19 protein-coding genes are annotated in these 18,786 nt (G+C 54.0%); 9 read left to right on the top strand and 10 right to left on the bottom strand.

Annotation, left to right across the window (positions count from 1 at the left end):
- The first annotated feature begins 120 nt into the window (after positions 1-120).
- Positions 121-1,587, top strand: a complete 1,467-nt coding sequence (locus JFC11_RS02950) for a cytochrome P450 (RefSeq protein WP_038480990.1) — start codon at positions 121-123, stop codon at positions 1,585-1,587.
- An 80-nt stretch (positions 1,588-1,667) separates the two neighbouring features.
- Here the strand turns inward: JFC11_RS02950 and JFC11_RS02945 are convergent, their stop codons facing one another.
- The gene (locus tag JFC11_RS02945; RefSeq protein WP_198348679.1) at positions 1,668-4,214 is read right to left on the bottom strand and encodes a heavy metal translocating P-type ATPase; all 2,547 of its coding nucleotides are present in this window, start codon (positions 4,212-4,214) and stop codon (positions 1,668-1,670) included.
- On the bottom strand, positions 4,181-4,624 hold the full coding sequence (locus JFC11_RS02940) for a MerR family transcriptional regulator (protein WP_038486497.1): 444 nt from the start codon (positions 4,622-4,624) through the stop codon (positions 4,181-4,183). Before JFC11_RS02940 ends, JFC11_RS02945 begins: the two co-directional genes overlap by 34 nt.
- A 274-nt stretch (positions 4,625-4,898) precedes the next feature.
- Between JFC11_RS02940 and JFC11_RS02935 the strand changes: the two genes are divergently transcribed.
- The 3 genes from JFC11_RS02935 (at position 4,899) to lysS (ending at position 9,272) form a co-directional block, all read left to right on the top strand.
- The gene (locus JFC11_RS02935) at positions 4,899-6,245 is read left to right on the top strand and encodes an OmpP1/FadL family transporter (RefSeq protein ID WP_038480993.1); all 1,347 of its coding nucleotides are present in this window, start codon (positions 4,899-4,901) and stop codon (positions 6,243-6,245) included.
- 234 nt (positions 6,246-6,479) lie between these two features.
- A protein-coding gene (gene prfB / locus JFC11_RS02930) for a peptide chain release factor 2 (protein WP_174412712.1) occupies positions 6,480-7,578 on the top strand; the annotation gives its coding sequence in 2 pieces (ribosomal slippage) (positions 6,480-6,554 and positions 6,556-7,578; 1,098 coding nt in all).
- A 179-nt stretch (positions 7,579-7,757) separates the two neighbouring features.
- A complete protein-coding gene (lysS, locus tag JFC11_RS02925; protein ID WP_038481011.1) occupies positions 7,758-9,272 on the top strand; it encodes a lysine--tRNA ligase in 1,515 nt (504 codons plus the stop codon).
- A gap of 12 nt (positions 9,273-9,284) precedes the next feature.
- Here lysS and JFC11_RS02920 read toward each other — a convergent pair whose 3' ends face one another.
- The 7 genes from JFC11_RS02920 to JFC11_RS02890 all read right to left on the bottom strand — a co-directional run bounded on the left by JFC11_RS02920 (position 9,285) and on the right by JFC11_RS02890 (position 14,762).
- Positions 9,285-10,472 carry a glutathionylspermidine synthase family protein gene (locus JFC11_RS02920; protein WP_198348678.1) on the bottom strand — a complete coding sequence of 396 codons (1,188 nt, stop codon included), beginning with the start codon at positions 10,470-10,472 and terminating at the stop codon, positions 9,285-9,287.
- 62 nt (positions 10,473-10,534) lie between these two features.
- Entirely contained in the window at positions 10,535-11,140 is a 606-nt protein-coding gene (locus tag JFC11_RS02915) for a DUF1190 domain-containing protein (RefSeq protein WP_198348677.1), read from the bottom strand.
- A gap of 12 nt (positions 11,141-11,152) precedes the next feature.
- A complete protein-coding gene (locus JFC11_RS02910) occupies positions 11,153-11,575 on the bottom strand; it encodes a DUF350 domain-containing protein (protein ID WP_009724104.1) in 423 nt (140 codons plus the stop codon).
- A 95-nt stretch (positions 11,576-11,670) separates the two neighbouring features.
- On the bottom strand, positions 11,671-12,414 hold the full coding sequence (locus JFC11_RS02905; RefSeq protein WP_038481022.1) for a DUF2491 family protein: 744 nt from the start codon (positions 12,412-12,414) through the stop codon (positions 11,671-11,673).
- Between the two features lie 30 nt (positions 12,415-12,444).
- A complete protein-coding gene (locus JFC11_RS02900) occupies positions 12,445-13,491 on the bottom strand; it encodes an ion channel (RefSeq protein ID WP_198348676.1) in 1,047 nt (348 codons plus the stop codon).
- A gap of 46 nt (positions 13,492-13,537) precedes the next feature.
- Positions 13,538-14,233 carry a PspA/IM30 family protein gene (locus JFC11_RS02895; RefSeq protein ID WP_038481028.1) on the bottom strand — a complete coding sequence of 232 codons (696 nt, stop codon included), beginning with the start codon at positions 14,231-14,233 and terminating at the stop codon, positions 13,538-13,540.
- 121 nt (positions 14,234-14,354) lie between these two features.
- Entirely contained in the window at positions 14,355-14,762 is a 408-nt protein-coding gene (locus JFC11_RS02890; RefSeq protein WP_038481032.1) for a DUF2170 family protein, read from the bottom strand.
- A 193-nt stretch (positions 14,763-14,955) separates the two neighbouring features.
- Between JFC11_RS02890 and JFC11_RS02885 the strand changes: the two genes are divergently transcribed.
- From JFC11_RS02885 to JFC11_RS02865, 5 genes are all read left to right on the top strand, one after another.
- Entirely contained in the window at positions 14,956-15,342 is a 387-nt protein-coding gene (locus JFC11_RS02885) for a hypothetical protein (protein ID WP_038481035.1), read from the top strand.
- A gap of 88 nt (positions 15,343-15,430) precedes the next feature.
- A complete protein-coding gene (locus tag JFC11_RS02880; protein WP_120385820.1) occupies positions 15,431-16,834 on the top strand; it encodes an MFS transporter in 1,404 nt (467 codons plus the stop codon).
- Between the two features lie 43 nt (positions 16,835-16,877).
- Entirely contained in the window at positions 16,878-17,186 is a 309-nt protein-coding gene (locus tag JFC11_RS02875) for a BolA family protein (RefSeq protein WP_038481041.1), read from the top strand.
- Positions 17,183-18,040 carry a hypothetical protein gene (locus JFC11_RS02870; RefSeq protein ID WP_198348675.1) on the top strand — a complete coding sequence of 286 codons (858 nt, stop codon included), beginning with the start codon at positions 17,183-17,185 and terminating at the stop codon, positions 18,038-18,040. The genes JFC11_RS02875 and JFC11_RS02870 overlap by 4 nt, the downstream gene beginning before the upstream one ends.
- On the top strand, positions 18,037-18,510 hold the full coding sequence (locus JFC11_RS02865) for a GNAT family N-acetyltransferase (protein WP_198348674.1): 474 nt from the start codon (positions 18,037-18,039) through the stop codon (positions 18,508-18,510). The genes JFC11_RS02870 and JFC11_RS02865 overlap by 4 nt, the downstream gene beginning before the upstream one ends.
- Here JFC11_RS02865 and zapB read toward each other — a convergent pair.
- Positions 18,507-18,701: a cell division protein ZapB gene (zapB, locus tag JFC11_RS02860; RefSeq protein ID WP_038481051.1), complete on the bottom strand. Its 195-nt coding sequence runs from the start codon at positions 18,699-18,701 to the stop codon at positions 18,507-18,509. The two genes, JFC11_RS02865 and zapB, sit on opposite strands and share 4 nt — an antisense overlap.
- Positions 18,702-18,786 lie beyond the last annotated feature (85 nt).

Genomic DNA, 18,786 nt, shown 5'->3' with positions numbered 1-18,786 from the left:
AACCGTCGATGCGCCAAGCCGGCTGTTCCTGTTAAGGTAGACGTCGTTAAATTTAGTTAAAAAGTATGTCCCGTGAATAAGAGTCGGCTTCCAAACATATAAATAGTAGGGCAGGGGACAATGCACCAAGATAGTGTTTTATGCAAAGCAGTAACAACAAAAAGTGCGAATGACCATCAGGGGCTTTCTGCGGCATTGAACCGGGCTAAGGGCTTGGAACCTCCGGTCAAGGTAACGCCTGTTTCAGCCAGTAAAGGCATCGTGCATCGCTTGCGTCTAGCGCAGCACAATCTGCTTTCTGTCTGGCGGGAGGAAGACTACTCAATACGTACCTCGCGCATGGCGCTGATGAAGCAAGACTATGTTCTGTGTAATAGCCCCGATACGGTTCGTCGCGTTTTCCTTGAGCAGCACGACAACTATGATCGTAAAAGTCCGCAAATGCGCCGTGCTCTGGAACCGCTTCTTGATGATGGGTTGTTTGTCAGCGATGGCGATTTGTGGCGTCAGCGCCGCCGCCAGTGCGCGCCATCGCTAACCAACGCTCTGTTACCCGGTTTCTGTACCACCATGACCGCCTCGGCGGAGGAAACTGCCAAGCGATGGGCCCAGCATCCATCAGATACGCCCATTGATATGCTGACTGAGATGGCTCATTTAACAGCGCGTATCATTGGCCGAACGATTTTTGGGGATGATACCACCGACGAAGAAGCTGAGCAGGTGGTGGCTGGTTTTACCGAATATCAGCGTCATTCTGAGCATTTAGATATGGCCAATATGCTGGGATTGCCATTTTTAAGTTTGCTAGGTAATCCACTGCGAAGAGCACGTACGCGCTATTCAGCAAAACAAGTGCATGAAATTATTGACCGTATTATTGATCGTCATACGCACAGATCAGGGCAAGGACAGCATAGCCTGATTGAGAGCTTTATGACGTCTATGAAAGATGGCGGAGATAATAGCTGCCCGATGGGCCGAAAAGCAGTGCGTAATGAAGCGATTGTCATGTTTATGGCAGGCCATGAAACGACTGCTAACGCATTGGCGTGGTGCTGGTACCTGCTTGATTATGACCCTCAGGCTATGGCGCGTCTGCAGCATGAACTTGATGACGTGCTCGGTGGTAGAACGCCGTGCTATGAAGATGTCGCTAAGCTGCCTTATACAATGGCGGTATTTGAGGAAGCCATGCGGCTATATCCGCCGGTACCCATGCTGAGCCGGCAAGCGCGAGGAGGTGATAAGGTGCGCAATCGCGATGTGCGTGAAGGGACCGTTTTGCTCGTATCCCCTTGGCTGCTGCACCGGCATCGTAAATTGTGGGAGGCGCCCGATCATTTTGTTCCAGAGCGTTTTCTTCCAGATGCTCCACGTCCAGACAAATTTGCTTATCTACCCTTTAGCGTGGGGCCACGTGTTTGTCTCGGAAAACGCTTTGGGCTTTACGAAGGTGTTCTCTGCTTGGCAACATTGGCACAACATTTCACGCCTAAACTAGTGAAAGGCCACCAAGTAAGCATTGAATGTCGACTGACATTACGCCCACAAGGCGGCCTACCCATGATGCTACAGCCGCGATGAAATGACTTATCAGGCGCTAAGCCAAAACCACCATACGATAGCGGCGATAAGACCGATTCCTGCCAGGTTGATCAATAGGCTCATGAGGCCTCCTGTTGGGCGGTTTTCCAAAGCCGTAAGCGGTTGGCGTTGCTCACCACGGTGATTGACGATAGCGACATGGCCGCACCGGCAATGATGGGTGACAGCAGCATGCCGGTGAAGGGGTAAAGCACGCCGGCAGCAATCGGGATGCACAGCACGTTATAGCCAAAGGCACCGACTAGGTTCTGCTTGATGTTGGTAAGCGTCGCCCGGCTTAGCTCGATAGCAGTAGCCACACCATGTAGCGAACCGCGCATCAAGGTAATCCCAGCGCTCTCCATAGCGATGTCGGTGCCCTGGCCGATGGCAAAGCCAACGTTGGCACGAGCCAGTGCTGGGGCATCATTAATGCCGTCTCCAACCATGCCTATAACCTCTCCTGCCTGCTGACGACGCTCAATTTCCGCATGTTTATCATCTGGCGTCATGCCTGCTCTAAACTCGCTAATGCCCACTTCTCGTGCCACGGCGGCCGCAGTGTGTTCATTATCTCCAGTAAGCATGACGACGGTTAAGCCATCTTCTTGTAAGCGTTTCACTGCGGCAGCCGCGTCAGCACGCAGCGGGTCACTGATGCCGAATAGAGCAGCTAGCTTGCCATTGGCTGCCAGGTACACCAATGAACGTGCTTTCGCTTCTAGCTGGCGTACGCTCTCTTCTGCGGGGGTTAGGTCCACGCCAGCCTCTTCGAGTAGGCGGGCATTGCCCAGCAGCAGTGAGTCGCCTGCTTGGGTGCTACCTTTCACGCCGCCACCGGTGACGCTATCAAACGTATCCAGTGTTTCAGCGGTGGCATTATGCGCTTCCGCATAAGCTGTTAATGCATTGGCTAACGGATGTTCCGAACGACTTTCCAGTGCGGCTACCCAGGAGAGCACTTGCGAAGAGTCATTATGTAGCACCGTCGCATCGGTCACTTGAGGCTTGCCCTCAGTCAAAGTACCGGTTTTGTCCACCACTAAGGTGGTGATTTGGCTGGCGGTTTGTAACGCTTCACCGCTTCTTACCAGCACGCCGTGCTCGGCGGCTTTACCCACCCCAATCATGGTGGAAATGGGTGTTGCCAGCCCTAATGCGCAGGGACAGGCGATAATCAGTACCGTGGTGGCGGTCACCAGCATATGGATCACCACGGGAGCGGGGCCGACGTTAAACCAGATCAGTGCGGTTAGTACGGCGATGATCATCACGCTGGGAACAAAAATTCCCGATACCTTATCGGCCAGTTCACCAATTGGCGGACGAGAGTTTTGAGCGCTGGCGACCTGTTCGGTTATGCGTCCCAGGCGAGTGTCGCTGCCCACACGAGTGGCGCGATAGACCAAGCTGCCATTGCCGTTAACAGTACCAGCGCTGACATCGTCATCCGCGTTTTTATGAACGGGCAGCGGTTCACCGGTCAGCATGGATTCATCAATATAGCTTTGGCCATCGAGTACGATGCCATCCACTGGCAGTCGTTCGCCGGGGCGTACGCGGATATGATCGTCTATCGCTACGTCGTCAACAGGCAACTCCTGCTCTTGGCCATTACGGATCACGCGTGCAGTTTTCTCCTGCAGGTCTAGCAAGCGTTTTAATGCACTGCTGGTGCGTCCACGGGCACGTAACTCCATGGCATTGCCGAGCAGGATGAGCCCCACCACCATGGCCGATGCTTCAAAGTAGATGCCTTGAGCGACCTCTGGTAGCCAAGGAGCAAACGCCACGACCATCATCGAATAGAGCCAGGCGGTACCCGTACCCATGGCCACGAGCGTGTCCATATTGGCCTGATGGAGCTTGAACTGTTTCCAAGCGTTGGTAAAAAAGTGCCGCCCTGGAAATGCCAAAATAGCCAGGGTAAGCAGGCCAATGACCAGCCAATAAAGACGGCCCATTCCCATGGGGTGCGGGTGATAAACGAACATGCTCAGCATGAGCGGAATAGCCAGCGCTAATGACAGCATGCTGCCGCGCAGGCGCTGGCGATAGGTTGCGGCCTCTTGGGACTCACGAATGCGTTCGGCCTCGCGCATGTCGACAATAGGCTCGGCGCGGTAGCCTGCTGCCGCCACAGCGTTAATCAGAGCCGCGCGCTCAACCCTGCCGGTTACTTGGGCGGTGTGGGTGCCAAAGTTCACCGAGGCGTCGGTAACGCCCGGGGTGTTGACCAACGCTTTTTCGACGCTATTCACACAGCCTGCGCAGGTCATGCCACTAATCAATAGCCTCTGTTGAGGCGCGCTGGTGGGCGTCTCATTTTCAGCCGTCAGTTTGTCGTTACCGTTATCGACCGTTGGCGCAGTATCACTTTCCGTCGGTGGTTGAGTCTCGCTGTTGGAGTCACCCGGTGGATAGCCCGCTTCACTTAATGTGCTGTCCAGTGAATCGTTTTCTAACGTACTGGTAACTTCCAAGCGTTTTTCTGCGGGAAAGCCTTCAACGAGGGCGTTGGGGTCTGCGGCTTGAATCGCCTCGCGCATACGCTTTACGCAGCCCTGGCAATTCATGCCCGGCACGGTGCGACTCAGTGTTTGTGGCTGCATGGTGCGTGATTGCATGGTGTCTCCTCGGGAAAACTCTCAATTAAACGGCATAGGCTATGACCATCGGGCATGCCATTTGGCATGTGCTGCCAGCTCTCTAATGCCTGTTCCATGCGTTGGGCGAGCGCTTCAAGCTCGGCAATGCGTGCCCGTATTTGTGGTAGTCGGTGGGTAAGTAGATCGCGCACCAATGGACATGGGGAGTCGCCTTGATCGGCGTGAGCCAGGATGTCGCGAATCTCAGCCACACTAAAGCCGAGCTTGCGTGCTCGTTGAATAAAGTGCAGTCGCTCTAAGTCAGTAGTTGAAAATAACTGGTAACCGTTCTCAGGGTGGCGTGTTGGTGCCAGCAACCCTTCACGGGTGTAATGGCGAACCGTTTCTGCGGTAACGCTACCGCGTTTGGCAAGTTCGCCGACCTTCATCTCTCCAGGCTGCATAACGTCCTCTGCGTGGAAGTTTTGATGTTTTTAAGTGTAAAACCTATGGGTAACACATAGGTCAAGCGATATTGTGACCTTCAGTCGAAATGACTAAAACACTGATTTAAAACACTCGTTCGACTAATGTATAAGTCAAAACCGAAATAAAACGCTCGTTTGCCCTTGATCCCAAGCGGTCATTAGGCGAAAACTGAGGTGTTAGAACAAAGAGGGTGGATGGAAGTATCCATCGGATCATTGGGAAGAGAGGCCCACTATGCATAATAAATTTAAAAAGCTCACCTTGGCGGCCGCAGTAGCATCAGTTGCTTTTGTTAGTCAGGCGCAAGCAGGCGGTTATCAAATCAATGAGCAGAGCGTCAGCGGACAGGGATATGGTCATGCCGGGCGCAGCTCAAATGTGCATGATGCAACCATTGTGTACGGTAACCCGGCAGGTATGTCGTTTCTTGATCGTGCCCAAATTACGGTAGGTGGCACGTTCCTCAACGTAAATAGCGACATTTCTAATGTACGTGCCTCACAGAGTAGCCCTGCTTTCCTACAAGCGACAGGGGGGGCGACAGATACGTTGCCAGTGGCGGGCACCAACGATGGTGACATGGTGCCAGGTACGCTAATTCCCTTTGCCTTCTATGCGCACCCTGTTAATGAAAAGCTGGCATTCGGTTTTGGGGTCTACGCGCCATTCGGTTCTAAAACCGAATACGAAAATGGTTTTCAGGGGCGTAACCAGGGCAACTACACCGAAGTAAAAGTGATGACGGCTCAGCCAACGGTCTCGTATCGTTTTAACGAGCAGTGGTCTGTCGGCGCAGGCCTCACCTATAACCGAGTAGAGGGTGAACTGCGTCGTCAGGTGCCTGTGGCAACTCCGCTAGGCCTTTCTGAAGTGGATTCGCGTGTGGAAGGCGATGATGAGGCCTGGGGCTATAACTTGGGTGTCATTTATCAGCCAGCACCTGAAACTACGTTCGGCTTAACGTACCGCTCAAAAGTAGATTTTAATCTGGAAGGTAGCTTTGCGGCTAACTCACCTGTGTTGGATCAGCTAGGGATCGGCACAGTAACAGATACGGCAGCGCTGGATTTAACAACGCCTGAAACAGTCAACTTCTCGTTGACTCAGGAAATGAGCGACAAGCTGAAGCTGATGTTCGGTGTTTCCTGGGCACGCTGGAGTCGCTTTGACCAGATTTTGGTCACCGGCACCGAGCGTGGTGAAATTACCAACGAACAGCAGAATTACTCCAATGCGTGGGCATTCTCTACCGGTGGCGAGTACCAGTTAACACCAACAGTGGCACTACGCGCTGGGGTAGCGCTGGACTTTACGCCCACCCAGGATGAAACTCGCAGCGTGCGTATTCCCTCTGACGACCGTCGGATTTTCTCGATTGGTGCAGGCTGGAGCCCCACGCCTGATTTAACCTTGGACGTTGCCTACTCGTACCTTACCGAGCGTAGCACCCAGGTTGATCAGAGCAAAACCGACAGCTTTACTGTTGCCGGTCAGCAAACACCGCCGATTACCTCTAACTACTCCGCAGACTATAAAAACGAAGCCCATGGTTTCGGTGCTCAGCTTACCTATCGTTTCTGATGATAAGCTGTCTGCTTTAATCGTTTTACCTATAAACCCGGCTTACGCCGGGTTTTTTTGCGTGGCGATCGTTTTTCAGGGTGGGTGCGGTAAGCGTTGGCTTTCGTTACAATGCGTCTCAGAATTTCGCCGCTGGGGCGGCTAGCGTTGGCATTTGTAAGCCTAGGCGCTTAGCTGCCCCAGCGGCGCCTGTCTCTTTTGAACCGTGCGATACTGACCAAGGCTAGGCGATCCATGTTGGAAACAAATCCGATACATAACCAGATCAAGGACCTGTCTGAGCGGACAGACGTTCTTAGGGGGTATCTTTGACTATGCCGAACGCAAAGATCGGCTAGAAGAAGTCTCCCGCGAACTTGAAGACCCTAATGTCTGGAACGATCCAGACTATGCTCAAAAGCTGGGTAAAGAGCGGGCATCGCTTGAAGCCATCGTGGCCACCATCGATGAGCTCGACCAAGGCTTGGCTGATAGCCGCGACTTGCTTGAGCTTGCGGAAATGGAAGATGACGAAGGCACCGTCGATGAAGTGCGCAAAGAGCTCGATGGTCTGCAAGCGGCACTGGAAAAGCTTGAGTTTCGCCGCATGTTTTCCGGTGAAATGGACGAGAATAATGCCTATCTGGATATTCAGTCTGGGTCGGGCGGTACCGAAGCTCAAGACTGGGCGAATATCCTGCTGCGTATGTACTTACGCTGGGCGGAGAGCCACGGTTTCAAAGCAGAGATTATCGAAATTTCTGCTGGTGAAGTAGCAGGCATTAAATCGGCGTCGCTGCATATTCAAGGTGACTATGCTTTTGGCTGGTTGCGCACTGAAACTGGTGTGCACCGTCTAGTGCGTAAAAGCCCGTTTGATTCCGGCGGCCGCCGTCATACGTCGTTTGCATCGGTATTTTTGTCGCCGGAAATTGACGACAGCTTTGAGGTTGAAATTAATCCCTCTGACCTGCGGGTAGACACCTATCGCTCTAGCGGTGCGGGTGGCCAGCACGTTAACACCACCGACTCAGCAGTACGGATCACCCACGAGCCGACCGGCATTGTGGTGGCGTGTCAGAATCAACGCAGCCAGCATGCCAACCGCGACTTCGCCATGAAGCAGTTGAAGGCCAAGTTGTGGGAACACGAAATGCAAAAGCGCAATGCGGCCAAGCAGGAAGCGGAAGACTCTAAAGCCGATATCGGCTGGGGCAGCCAAATTCGCTCGTATGTACTGGACGATCAACGCATCAAAGACCTGCGCACCGGCGTTCAGTCTAGCAACTGCGACAAAGTGCTCGACGGCGATTTAGATCAGTTTATCGTCGCCAGCCTGAAGCAGGGTTTGTAAGAAGCCTCTGATTAATGTGATGAGCGCAGACCAGACAAGGCAAAAATCAACGAAAAAGCGCAGTTTACGGGTTGTAAATGAGCATTTTGAGGCGATTTTTAACGCAGTATGGCCAAGCGCAATAGTTAATCAGGGGGTTCGTCATCTTTTTAGCGTTTGAACATTGAACAGGGTGCCCGATGGCTAACCAAGACGCGTCTTCTCTCGATAACGAAAACCACCTAATCGCCGAGCGCCGTGCCAAGCTTGCGGCTCGCCGTGAGCGCGCCGCTGAGCAAGGTAAGAGTGCTTTCCCGAACGATTTTCGCCGTGACAGCCTCACGGTTGAGCTACACAACCTGCTGGGCGAAAAGGATAAAGCGGAGCTTGAAACGCTTGATCATCAAGCATCGGTGGCTGGTCGCGTCATGCGTAAGCGTGGCCCGTTTATCGTGATCCAAGATGTGGCCGGCCAAATCCAGCTCTACGTAGATAAAAAGGGCTTGCCTGCTGACGTGCTTGAGGACATCAAAGGGTGGGATATCGGTGATATCGTCGCTGCCCGTGGCCCAGTACACAAGTCGGGTAAGGGCGACCTGTACGTGATGATGGTAGAAGCGCAGCTGTTGACCAAGAGCCTGCGTCCACTGCCGGATAAGTTCCACGGCCTGACCGATCAGGAAGCGCGTTATCGCCAGCGCTACGTAGACCTGATCATGAACCCGCAGTCGCGTAAGGTATTTGAAACTCGCGCGGCGGTAATCAGCTCCATGCGCCGCTTCTTTGAAGCTCGCGGCTTTATGGAAGTTGAAACGCCGATGCTGCAGCCGATCCCCGGCGGTGCGGCAGCGCGGCCATTTATTACTCACCATAATGCGCTGGATATTGATATGTATCTGCGTATTGCACCAGAGCTTTACCTCAAGCGTCTGGTGGTGGGTGGTTTCGAGAAGGTTTTTGAAATCAACCGTAATTTCCGTAACGAAGGGTTATCTACGCGACATAACCCTGAGTTCACCATGGTCGAATTCTATTGGGCCTACGCGGATTATCGTGATCTGCTCGATATGACCGAAGCCATGCTGCGCACGGCGGCCCAAGAAGTGCTGGGCACCACGACGATCGAGTACCAAGGCGCTAGCTATGACTTCGGGAAGCCGTTCCAACGCCTAACACTACGCCAAGCGATTCTTGATCATGGCGACGGCATCACCGATGCGGATTTGGATACGCTGGAAGCCGCACAAGCGGTTGCAGAAAAGCTGGGCATTAAAGTGAAGGAGAGCTGGGGGCTGGGTAAAGTTCAGACCGAGATCTTCGAAGAAGTGGCCGAGCACAAGCTGGACCAGCCGACGTTCATTACTGAATACCCCGCAGAAGTTAGCCCGCTGGCGCGTCGTAACGATGCTAATCCTTTCGTTACCGACCGTTTTGAGTTCTTTGTCGGTGGCCGAGAAATTGCCAACGGCTTCTCGGAGCTTAATGACGCCGAAGATCAGGCTGAACGTTTCCGCGAACAGGCCGCCGAAAAAGATGCCGGTGATCTGGAAGCGATGTATTTTGACGCCGACTACGTGCGCGCGTTGGAGTATGGCTTACCGCCAACGGCGGGTGAAGGAATTGGTATTGACCGTTTAGTAATGCTGTTTACCGACAGCCCCTCTATTCGGGACGTACTGCTGTTCCCAGCGATGCGCCCCGAAGCCAGCGAGTAACGCTGACAAGCTCTAGACAATAGCGTGCGGTACGAAGCAGCTGGAGTCTTTGGTGATTTTGCCAACGTCTTCACGAATACCAATGCCGCACGCCTTGTCACCGACTACCCAACTGCCGATCAGGGCATGCCGCTCGCCAAAGCGCGGCAGCGGGTGGTAGGCCTGCAAAATACGCGGGTTGTCGGTATAGGGGCCATCAACGGTTTCGTACTGGCCACTCGTGGTTATCAGCTCAATATTGCTACCTTCCCGAGAGAAAAATGGTTTGCGCACCCAGCCGGGTGTCAGCGACGTGCCATCACTGGTGTCAAAATACGCCGGTAACAGGTTGGGATGGCCTTCATGCCACTGCCATAGCAACGGCAGGATGCCCTTATTGCTGAGGATGGCTTTCCACGGAGGCTCGAACCAGTGGGTTTGCATCGTGGGCAGCAGCTCACCGAAAGCGTCATCGCTCATTTCTTCCCAGGGGTAGAGCTTAAACAGTGCGCGGATGGGCCGGTTTTCCAGGTCAACAAAACAGCCGTGGTCGGTGTTGGGTTGATAGCCGATGTCTTCGATATGGATAAAGGGGGCATTCAGTCCCGCCTGTAGAGCACAGTCCTGCAGGTAAGCAACGGTGGCGCGATCTTCCTCATGGGCTTTGATAGAGGCGAAGTGCAGTGCCGGAGAGGCTGAGCCGTTGCGTTCAAGGCGCTGCCCGATATGGGCGAGGGCAGCAATCATGCGCTCCTGGATCGAATTAAATTGATCGGCGTGGGCAGGCAGCAGGCGCTGTTCGATCACCTGTTCAAGCCATAGCCACTGAAAGAAGCCCGCCTCGTAAATGCTGGTGGGCGTATCGTAGTTAAGCTCTAGCAGTTTGGCAGGCCCATTACCGCTATAGGCAAAATCCATCCGCCCATAGAGGTGGGGCTGGCCATTACGCCAGGAGGCACGAATAACACTCCACATCTGTTCAGGGATATTTAACTGGTGTAGCAGGGCATCAGACTGGCAAACCCGGTCAACGGCATCCATACACATCTCGTGTAGCGCCTCGGTGGGATCTTCAATGTCTTGTTCGATCTGGGCCAGCGTAAACTGGTAATAGGCATCCTCGGTCCAGTAGGGCTCCCCTTCAATGGTATGGAAGTGAAACCCTAGCTGGTGCGCCAGTTCGCGCCATTGAGGGCGTTCAGTAATGGCAACGCGCAACATAAAACGGCTCCTTGCTGGCGCAGGTGAGTGCGTCGAAAGATAGTAAGCGAACGGAGGTTAGCTTAGGAGCCAAATCCACCCCGTGCGCTGGAGCGCGAACCGAACCCAGAGCGTTGAGTTGCCCGTTGGTTGGACTGCATAACCGATGAGCGGAAGGCTTGGTTACGTTGGTCCACCCGTGAAGAAGCAGAGGACGACGCAGCGTTCCAGTCGCCGCGATTCTGGCGGGTACGGTAGACCGGTTCCTGATACAGGCTTTGTACCCGTGCGCCATTGCGGTTGGCCATCATGTTGCCAACCATATAGCCCATCAGCGCGGGACCAAACCAACTGCCACCTTGCCCCTGTTGAGCTGATTGGGGAGGGGGCTCACAGGCACCTTCGCCATGTACCTGTTCGCAAGCTTCTAAGGAGTCAAAGCGCGGAACCGCTTCAACGGCTGCCGTAAACGCCGCTTCACAGGCGGTACGCGTGTAAAGCTCGTCTGCTACGCACTCGTCTATGTTCTGGTAGGCCTTGGGCTCGGAGAAGTTGATGTCCGATAGAGTGTCCTGCGGCGGAGATGACTGCCCACAGCCGGCTAACGCGGCTGTACCGGCCGCGCCCATCAAGGCCAGGGTTAGCCGAGAACTGCGCTTGCGGCGCGGTGGCTGGTTAGATGATTGCATGAGAGTCTCCCCTTACCAGATCATGGACGCGGCGTTGAGCAGGCCAACCGCGATAGCGATAGTTGCCGCGAAAATGCCGTATGCGACGTGGCCATCGGTAATATGTCCGGAAAGGCTCTGCCCTTTGCTTTTCAACACCAGTTTGATGGCAAAGAAGGTAACGATCTGCACGATAAAGGCGATGATGCCCCAGGCGATAAAATCAATGAAACTCACGCTGTTCGCCATAGCGCTGTAAAGCGGTATGGTAAAGCCTAAGGTGGCGCCGCCAAAAGCGGTTGCCGCTGCGGCGTTGCCTTCCTGGATCAGCTTCCATTCATGATGCGGGGTAATCTTGCTGTACGCGACCATGAACGCTACCAGTAGGATGGCGGCGGTGATCAGGTAGGCGAAAAACGCTGGCAGGCCTGCCAAGTACATACCGATATTGCCCATTATCGTTTCCTTTTTTAGTCGTTAATCGTGAGTGGTAAATCGTACGTGGTGAGCAGAAGCTGGGAATAGTGATCAGTGAGTCTTTCAGGTGACCATCAATGCGCTTCGATAATCACTGCGCTGATATCGATTCCCAGGCTGGTGACTAATTGATAACTGCCTTCCAGCTCATCGGCTTCAGCACTGAGTAGGATATATTCAAAGCGCTCTGAGGCCTGATCTTGGCGCTCATAGAGCATGCAGTGGTGCGTGACTTGGGAAATTCCGCTGCCATTAGCGCGAGTCACCGTTTCCTCAAGCACTACCGGGGCTGACCATGCGCTGCTTTCAGCGCCCCATACGCGTTGATAGCGTTTAAGGTCGTCTGGAATGTCGTCGTCTGCTTCCAGCGTAAAGCTGCTCTGGCCGAGTGGATGAGCGGGTGCCTGGCTATCCGGCTGATTGATCAGACCATCAAATTCAAGATTAGAAACATGTTGTGACGACAGGAAATCGAACAGTTTGTATTCAAACACCTTGCCGTTAGCAATGGAGGCTTGAATCCAGGTGTCGTTTTCCAGATAAAAGCGCGCGAGCTGTTCGCCCTGGCCGAGTTCGACGACGCCAATCGCGGCTATTTCCTGCGCTGCGCCACTCCAACTGGCATCAAAATTCAGGCTGTCGAACGCCTTCAGCGATAGCATATTGAGTGACACCATACCGCCAAGTCGAAGACCGTTGAAGTCGTCTGGGGTCATGCCGACGGGTAGGCCGCTAGAGCGTTGGGCGGTTTCGCTGGCATGCTTTTGCTGCACGCCTTTACTGTTGGCACGAAACAGTGATTTAAGTGAACCAAGCATGGTGATGAACCTCCATGAAACGGTGGGATGTCATGCCAGCAGCGATGAAAAATGTGCCGGCGTCAGACGATCATAGGCCATGTAATACAGCACATCGCCGTCGCTTAGCTCACGGGTGGAGGGCGGGTTGAGCATATTCGCCTCGCCACTAACGGAAGTGACGCCGAGCAAGGTGGCATTATGCGCTTCCTTGGCTAGGGCGAATAATTGGCCAAATGTGCTGCCTTTAGGAATATCTTGCAGCTGCGTTTGATATTGAGTGGCACCATGATTGACGGCGAGCAGCTCATTCACGACGCGACTAATGCCTGCATCGGTGGCTGAACGCACTAGCATTTCCAGTGCCAGGGCCTCGGTGCATTCGATGCCCGGCAATGTTCGGCGCAACATCGCTGCGGTATTAGGGTTTTCGCAGTGGGCAACGATATGGCAGCCAGGAGACTTTAGGCTATAAGCGGAAAGCGCCACAGTCGCCACGCGTTCATCGCTGCCGTCATAGATAATAATACGGCTGGCGTTTTCAACGCCGGCGCGCTTGAGAAGCTCCATGTTGGCGAAGCTATCACCCTTGACGAATTTTAAGTCGCCCGGACGTGGGTTGTTGATGTCTTTGGTGACACACAGCACGATTTCATCAGGGAGCTGCCGGTCAGCTTTGAGAATATCAATGATCTTTTCAGTGGTTTCTCCATGCCAGCCTAGCACCACCGTGTGGCCAGTAAGGTCGCTGTAATCGCCTTTTCCTTGCATTTGCTGCCTCCAAAAGTTGCCCACCGTGACGGTTGCCTTGCCAATCAGGGCAGCAAATAGCGAAATACCGCCTGGGATCAGGTAAAACACAGCGATCAGTTGCCCAGCAGTTGAACTCGGCGAGAAGTCCCCATAGCCCACGGTGGAAGCCGTAACAACGTAAAAATACAGCCACAACGGCAGTGAGTTGGCAACCTCTTCGCCAGAGAGCCCCATGAGTAGCCAAGAGGTTGCTATATGTGCCAGTGCCAGCAGTAACAGAAACGTCCAACTGACGTTAATCGTAGAGGCTTTTAAAACTTTTAGTAGCCGTTGTAGCACTGGCATGGCGTCAGTCTTCCTTGCGTTCAGGCGGTAGTAATAACGCTAGCACTCAATTGCCAGCATTTTGCTTGGCTTTTAGGCGAGCCAGAACATCGCTTCCTGACGTCTGCTGTTTGCCGATACCTGCCTGGGAAAGGCGCGCTTCCAAGTCAGCGCCGGAGTCTTGCGCTTGCATTGATTCACCGATCTTAAGCTTTTCAGCCTGGAGGGCCTGGCGCTCTTTAATACGCTCAAGGGAGGCAACGGCGCTGTTCATGCTGGCATTTTGGCCAGCATGTTGAGATGCCACGGCAGCCTGTGCTTTTTGCGCGGCTTCAGTGGCCTTGACGTGGGACATCTGCTGCTCAACGCGGCGAATTTCACTTTTCGATTTAGCGATGGTCGATTTCAGTGCTTCGATAGTGCCATCGTATTGGGTGACATTGGCCTGAGCGATTTCGCGCTCGCTTTCCAGGCGGGCAATTTCCCCAGCGACTTCTTCCGCTAAGCTCTGCTCGCCTTTTTCAAGCGCGGCCATGGCGCTTTTTTCATACTCTGCCATTTTATCCGACAGCGTATCCACTTCCTTGGCGGCAAGGTTGCGCCTGGCCATGATGGTTGTGAGTTCTTCATTGGCCCGGTTCATTGCTGTTTTAGCGTCACGCAGTTCCTGCTCCATGATACGAATCCCCTGACTATCGACAATCGCTTCGCCGGTTTCAGTGGCTTTGCCGCGCAGGGCGGTAAACATTTTGCGTAGTAACATCGGGTAACTCCTTAAATCGAACCAATCCGACGCTTGCGCGTGGGGCTTACAACAGGGTGATACTTAACAACAGGCGATATCTGGCTGGTGCCTGGATCACGTTAACTCGTGAGTATTTGAATCAACCGATTAAATCGGCAATTTCCAATGCAGCCTGAGCGCAAGCTTCGACTTCAGCACTGATGGCCTCAAGTTTGCAATCTGCAAACAGTTGGCCATAGACCACATAGTAATCTTCGTCACCCAGGGTGTGGATGCCAACGCTGACTAGCGGTAGGGTCATGCCTAAGCGCAACAAAGCATCGTTGAAGGTATGGATATTCTCAACCGCGCTGGTGGGAGCCACTTCGGTCATCACCAACCACTCTTGCTCGCAATGCGTCAGGGTAACAGGTAAGTCGCCGTAGTCCTTTAGCGTAAACACCAGCGAATCGTTGTCTTGGTCGAGAGTGATGTCAGCGTTAGGCCAGTTTAGCTCGTTCTGTTCTACGCTGTGTTTAATCGCTTCAAGTCGTGTCTGTGTATTCATTGAGCGTATCCTAATGGTCTATCCTGCATAGGGCTGTACATAGGACTGTAACAGCCGTGCCGGTGAGTAACGGAGTTGCTAGCTAAAAATTCTTCAGCATTTTACCGAATCAATCGATATTGCGTCTGCACCGATGGCAAACTAATCCGTTAGCACCCATAATGGTCAACGTTTCGACGGCGAGGAGAATCCCATGAAACTGCTAAATCGCTCTGCCCTGAGCGTCAGGCCGACCCAGACCTTCGTGGACTGGATCAATGCGCTCGAACCCACCATGGGAGACGACGACCTGACCCTGGACGACGTCGAACGTGAAAGTACGGTGTACCTTATCCCAGAGATGGATACCCCTGAAGCGCTTGAGACTTTTGTTCGTGAGCGCTATGCAGAAATCCTAGAGACTGAGCTGCGTGCCTGGGAAGAGGATGAGCGCCAATGGCCAGAAAAGCTTGATTGGTCACTGTTCCAAGACTTTTTACGCATTGAACATAGCTACCTTGCGATTGATCTTGACGACGAAACCGCACTTGAAATTTCTGAGGTTGATGACGCACTCCTGCTCGACAATGAGCAAGACTAGCGCATTGCCATCTTGATGTATGCGTATTGTGGAACCGGCCCAGGCCGGTTTTATTGTTTTTAATGGTGCAGTTTAGGAACGAACCACCATGCGATTGTTTGAAACTCGGGCGGGTGACGATGGTTTGCCAGGACCCGCGCGCGCGCTTGCCGTACTGGCACTCGTCACCGGCACGCTAATGGCGGTAGTCGACACCACCATGATTAATTTGGCCCTCCCGACGATTGCCGCAGATCTTAATGTGCCTGCCTCCAGAGCGGTATGGATCACCAATTTATTCCAAGTGGTCTGCGCGGCGTTCTTATTAGTGTTCGCAGGCATAAGTGAGCTGATCACCCGCAGGCGGCTCTATTTATTTGGTTTGGCCACCTTCGTTTTCGCGGCGTTAGGGGCGGCGCTTTCGCGTAATCTAGAAACGCTACTGATATTTCGCGCCTTGCAGGGGTTGGGGGCAGCGGCCACGCTGTCCATCGGTCCGTCGCTGTATCGGGCAATTTTTCCGTCACGTCTATTGGGTAGCGCTTTAGGCCTTAGCGCGTTAGTGGTGGCCGGTGGCTATGCAGCTGGCCCAACGTTGAGCGGCGTCATCCTCTCGTTTGCCGACTGGCCCTGGTTGTTTGCGCTTAATGTTCCGCTTGGTGTGTGTTCGCTATGGTTGGCTAGTCGTGCGTTGCCCCGAGATAAACCACGCCGGGGCAGCTTTGATGTGCTGGGTGCACTGCTGTCTATGTTGATGCTAGCCAGTTTCTTTCTCGCAATGGATGCAGTCGGCCATGCCGCACCGCTATGGCAAAGTGGTGGCTGGGCGGTGATAGCGTTGCTGGCTTGTGCGCTGTTTATTCGACGCCAGCGTCACGCGCCTTATCCGCTGCTGCCGCTGAGTATATTTGCTGAAAAACGCTTTACGCTGGCTGTTTCAGCGTCAGGGTTGGCCTTTATCGGTCAGGGGTTAACGTTTGTTGCGCTGTCGTTTTTTTATCAGGAGCAGATGGGATTCTCGCCACTGGAGACAGCTTGGCTGTTCACCCCTTGGCCGTTAGCGATTATGGTGGTTGGCCCCCTAGCGGGTCGTTTAGCTGACCGAATCAACCCGAGTCTTCTTTCAAGCGCAGGCTTGATACTGCTGATTATGGGATTAGTAGCGCTAGCACTCGTTGATGAATCTACCGGCGTGGCAGGCAGTCTGTGGCGCACCGCCTTGTGTGGCATCGGCTTTGGTCTGTTTCAGCCACCTAACAACCGCGAAATGATGGGCAGTCTTCCGCCTGAGCGAAGCGCTAATGTATCCGGCGTGATGAGCACTACCCGTACTGTTGGACAATCAGTTGGGGTGGCATTGGTAGGGGCGGCCTTGGCGTTGGGTTCACCTGTACAGATAACCCTATGGCTGGGGGCTGGCACCACGCTGCTAGCGCTGGTGGCTAGTCTTTCCCGGGTGGCGTTAGCCCAGCGTGCTCTCATTGAGCGGCGGGCATCGTCTGTTAGCAAGTAAGGGCGTACAATAAATTGGTTGCTGATTGAAGGAGAAAGTACTCATGGCGATGCAGACACAGATTGAGCAGAAGTTAGCGGCGTTAACGCCCGACGTGCTGCACGTAGAAAATGAAAGCCACATGCACAACGTGCCGGCTAACGCTGAGACGCACTTTAAAGTCACCCTGGTAAGCGATAGCTTCGATGGCATCATGCCGGTGAAGCGCCATCAGCAGATTTATGCGCTGCTCGCCGATGAGCTGTCTGGGCCCGTGCATGCATTGGCGTTGCATCTGTACACCCCAAAAGAGTGGCAGACACGTGGCGGCGAGCGCCCGAATTCGCCTAACTGTCGGGGCGGCGGCCAGTGACGCCAGACGTTATTCGCCGGCAGTATTTGGATGCAATGGGCATAACAGCCTGGGCAGCCAAATATCAACTGCCTAACGCACGACCTACGGAGGCGTGCGAATGGGAAGATGCGCCTGCTGTTACTCCGCCGCGAGAGCGCCTTCACGCGCTATTGGACGATGCACCTGCACCTCGCCCGCGTAATCAGTCACCGAAAGGTGATAGTGCTCCCGTTGCCACTCACACGGCATCGGCATCCTCTTCGGCCCCGGCGGCAGTGCGCGCGCTGCTGGGCCAACCTCCTGTTCCTGCCAGTAAGCCAGCCGACGCCCCCGTTGCTTCTACACTGGAAAATTCTACTCAGGAAAAAAAGCCGGTTAGCAAAGTTGAGCCGCTTACGTTCAGTCTTTCCTGTATGTGTGTTGGTGGGCGCTGGTTAAGCCTTCATGAGGGGGAAATAACGCCTATTGAACAGCAATTGCTGGCTAATATGCTGCGGGCAGCAGGCGTGTTGAGCGGTGAAATGCCCGCGGTGACGTATTTTAAATGGCCGCCAATGGCCAACACGTTCACGCCGGAGGAGCCGCTGGAAGAAGCGCAAGACGGAGTGGCTGCCTTTATTGCTGGCGCGGCGGGTAGGAAGGGCTGGCAGTTGGAACGCCTGTTGTGGTGGGGAACTGATGAACTAGCCGATGATTCCCCCTTAGCGCGGGTCATGGATGTTAGCCAGCAACGCAGCCAAACGTTGTCGCTGCCCGTGTGGCAGGGCCCTGCATTGAGGACACTTGCCGAGCACGGGAGTGCCAAGCGTAAGCTTTGGCCCGCGCTGGTGTCGCTTGGTCAGCAGTGGCGTGCTGAGGTTGCCACCCGGTGATAAGCCCATTAAGCGTTGCTGACAGTGCTGCGTTACAGGCGTTAGAAGCGCAAGCTAACAGTGGCATAAGTTCGCAGCATCTCCATGACGCGTTAGACGATCCTAATTCACAGGTGATTGGTTACTGGCAACCATCAGCTTCGGTTGGCCATGTGTCCGTTGGCGGTGTGCTGCTTGGTTATGCCATCGTGGTGCGTTTGCCATTTGAGGCAGAGCTTCAAGCGATTGGAGTGCTTCCACAGCAGCAAGGCCAGGGAATCGGTGGCAAGCTACTTGGCGCAGTGGTCGCCTGTGCTAGGCAGTGGCAAAGCGAACGCTTACTGCTTGAAGTGCGGGCAAGTAACCAACGTGCGATAACGCTTTATCAGCACTACGAGTTTAATGAAGATGGTCGGCGCCGAGGTTACTACCCGGCTGCACAGGGTGCCGCCGGGCGAGAAGATGCGTTACTGATGTCGCGCTTACTTTAAGACACGCTATCGCTTTCGATGTCTTCAAATTTGCTGAGTACACCCTGTAAACGGCGCTCCCACTCCTCACGTTCTTGCTTTAGCAGCGCGTTTTCGCCACGCAGCTCTTCGTTTTCAAGCTTCATCAATTCCAACGCCTCAACGGTGTCGGTAATTTTTTGTTCCAGCTGGTTAAATAACTCAAGGCTCATGCCTACCTCCAATAACGTCGACAGGCACACTACCTGTCATAACGGGGACAAAAACGTAATTCAGTTGGGCGAGCGTAACGCCGCT

It is taken from the genome of Vreelandella alkaliphila, assembly GCF_016107625.1.
In the GTDB taxonomy this organism is placed as follows: domain Bacteria; phylum Pseudomonadota; class Gammaproteobacteria; order Pseudomonadales; family Halomonadaceae; genus Vreelandella; species Vreelandella alkaliphila.
Note: the sequence above shows the minus strand (reverse complement) of the source record. Positions and strands in the feature narration are given on the sequence as shown.